Below are 3088 nucleotides of genomic sequence, written 5' to 3' on the forward strand. Positions count from 1 at the left end.
ACCCCGTCCTCGACCGGCAGCCGCCTCGGCCTGACGCCGCTGCAGACACCGGCCAGCGTCGAAGTGATTCGCGCCGAGACCATCGCCGAGCGCGGCCAGCACAACGTCATCGACGCGGTGACGCAGAACGCCACCGGGTTCACCGCGAGCCCGCGTCCGGGAAATGGCGGCCTCGCCTTCACCACGCGCGGATTCACCGGCAACGGCACGGTGATGTCGCTCTACGACGGCACCCGGCTGTATGTCGGCTCCGGCACCATGACGTTCCCGTTCGACACCTGGACGGCCCAGAGCATCGAAGTGCTGCGCGGCCCGGCCTCGGTGATGTACGGCGAAGGCGCGATCGGCGGCGCCATCAACGTGATCTCCAAGAAGCCGCTCGACGTGCAACGCAACGAGGCGGAGATCTCGCTCGACACCAACCTGACGCGGCGCCTCGCGGTCGACTCCAGCGGCCCGATCAATCCCAATGTCAGCTATCGGCTGGCGGCGATCGGCAACATGTCGGACGGCTGGGTCGACCGTGACAAGACATCGAACGTCGCGGTGTCCGGTTCGGTCCGGGTACAGGCCGCCGACAATCTCGCCTTTACGCTGAGCGAAGACTACGCCGACCGCAGCCCGTCGCGCTATTTCGGCACGCCTCTGGTGAACGGCCGGCTCGACGAGGCGCTGCGCTTCCAGAACTACAATGTCGGCGATGCCTCGATCCGCTATCGCGACAACTGGACCCAGCTCAAGACCGAGTGGGACGTTGCCGAAGGCGTCTCGGTCAAGAACGTCACCTACTATCTCAGCACGCACCGGCACTGGAAGGACGTCGAGAGCTACGCGTTCAGCCCGACCACCGGAAATATCAACCGCAGCTCCTATATCGAGATCTTTCACGACCAGGAGCAGATCGGCAACCGCTTCGACACCACCTTCAAGGGCCATGTCTTCGGCCTCGCCAACGAATTCGTCGCCGGTTTCGACGTCAACCGCATCGCCTTCACCCACACCAACAACTCGCCTTACGCCGGCGCATCCTCGGTGCCCACGTACAATTTCGATCCAGGCAATTTCCTGCCGGTGAGCCCGACGCGGCCGAGCTTCCATACGCTGACGACACAATATGGCGTGTTCGCCGAGAACCGGCTCAGCCTGACCGACCAGCTTTCGCTGATCGGCGGCATCCGCTCTGACAATCCGACGGTGCAGCGCACCGATTTCCTCTCGCCTTCGAACAGTTTCGAGAAGACCTACTCGGCGCCGAGCTGGCGGGTCGGGGCGGTGTACAATCCGATCGAGAACCTCTCGATCTACGGTCAGTATTCGACCGCGGTCGATCCGGTCACCAACCTGATCACCATGACGGGCGTGAACCGCGACTTCTCGCTCTCGACCGGCAAGCAGGTGGAGGTCGGCATCAAGCAGCAGCTCGCCGGCGGTCGCGCCGAATGGACCCTGGCGGCGTATCAGATCGTCAAGAACAATATCTTGGCGCGCGATCCGCAGAACCCCGCCAACACCAACCCGCTGCCGATCGGCCAGCAGTCCTCGCGCGGCATCGAAGCCTCGGCCGGCCTCAAGGTCACCGAAACCATCCGGCTCGACGCCAACGTCGCCTGGCTGCGGGCCAAATACGACGACTTCACCCAGGTGGTCGGCGGCCGGGCGGTGAACTACGCCGGCAACGTCCCCAACAACGTGCCGCAGATCGTCAGCAACATCTGGGCGACCTGGGCGTTCGCGCCGGGTTGGTCGGCCAATGCCGGCATACAGCTCGTCGGCGACACCTGGGCCGACGACGCCAACACGCTGGTGCGGCCGGCCTATAACGTCGTCAATGCCGGGCTGATGTGGAAGCCGGACGCCCGGCAGACCTTCGCGCTGCGCGTCTACAATCTGTTCGACACCGTCTACACCACGTCGGGCAACACGACCATGTGGCAGCTCGGCATGCCGCGCACCGCGGAACTGTCCTACAATGTGAAGTTCTAGGCGATGCGAAGCGTCGTCAGGCGCGCGAAGCGGTGGCTGTATCTCGGCCACCGCTGGCTCGGCATTGCCGGATGTCTGCTGTTCGCGATGTGGTTCATCTCCGGCGTGGTAATGATGTACGTCGCGTTTCCGCATTTCGACAAAGAAGAACGCTGGGCGGCGTTGCCCGACCTCGCCTGGCAGCGCGTCACGCTGCCGCCCGATCAGGCGATGCAGATGGCCGGCGTGATGCACTATCCGCGCGACCTGCGGCTGGTGATGCTCGATACCGAGCCGGTGTACCGGCTGCTCGACTGGAACGGCCGGCGCACCACCGTCTCGGCGGTCGACGGCCGCAAGATCGATCAAGTCACCGCCGATCAGGCGCTGGGGATCGCGCGCCATCATCCGGCCGCAGTCGCGCCGCGGCTGATCGAGACGGTCGATCGCGACCAATGGAGCGTGACCTCGCGCTACGATCCGTTCAGGCCGCTGTACCTGATCGGGCTCGGCGACGCCGCCGGGACCGAGCTCTATGTCGCGTCGCGCGGCGGCGAGATCGTGCTCGATACGACGCGGCAGGAGCGGATCTGGAACTGGTTCGGCGCGATCCCGCACTGGATCTACTTCACAGTGCTGCGCCAGGACGGGCCGCTATGGCGGCAGGTGGTGCTGTGGGTCTCTGGCATCTTGATGACGGTCGCGGCGAGCGGGATCTGGATCGGACTGCTCCGCGCCGGCCTGCGGCGACGCTACGCATCGGGGCGGATCACGCCGTATCGCGGCTGGATGGCGTGGCACCACATCACCGGGCTGATCGGCGGCGTGGTCGTGCTGACCTGGATAGTCTCGGGCTGGCTGTCGATGAACCCGGGCGAGGCCTTCGCCCGCCGCGGCGAAAGCCGCGACATGCTGCAGCGCTATGCCGGCCACGATGCTCCGACGATCGATGCCAAGCTTCCCACCACGCTTCTTCCGGGTGTCGTCGAAGCCCGCTTCGCTTGGATCGGCGGCGCGCCGCTGATGCTGCTGGGACACCGCGACGGCCGCCAGACTGCCGCCGATCCCGAAGACGGCACGGCGAAACGGCTTCCGGAGGAAACGATCATCGCTGCCGCGGCCACGC

Annotated in this window: 2 protein-coding genes; both read left to right on the plus strand. The window is 65.6% G+C overall.

Annotated elements, in window-relative coordinates; genetic code table 11:
- The coding region (locus tag DYI24_RS24190; RefSeq protein WP_164574131.1) for a TonB-dependent receptor at positions 1-1983 on the plus strand (1983 nt) is incomplete at its 5' end.
- Positions 1984-1986: 3 nt separating this feature from the next.
- A partial coding sequence (locus DYI24_RS24195) for a PepSY-associated transmembrane domain-containing protein (RefSeq protein ID WP_164574132.1) occupies positions 1987-3088 on the plus strand: 1102 nt, incomplete at its 3' end.

The sequence above is a fragment of the Rhodopseudomonas sp. BR0C11 genome, from assembly GCF_010820945.1.
Taxonomy (GTDB): Bacteria; Pseudomonadota; Alphaproteobacteria; order Rhizobiales; family Xanthobacteraceae; genus Rhodopseudomonas; species Rhodopseudomonas palustris_H.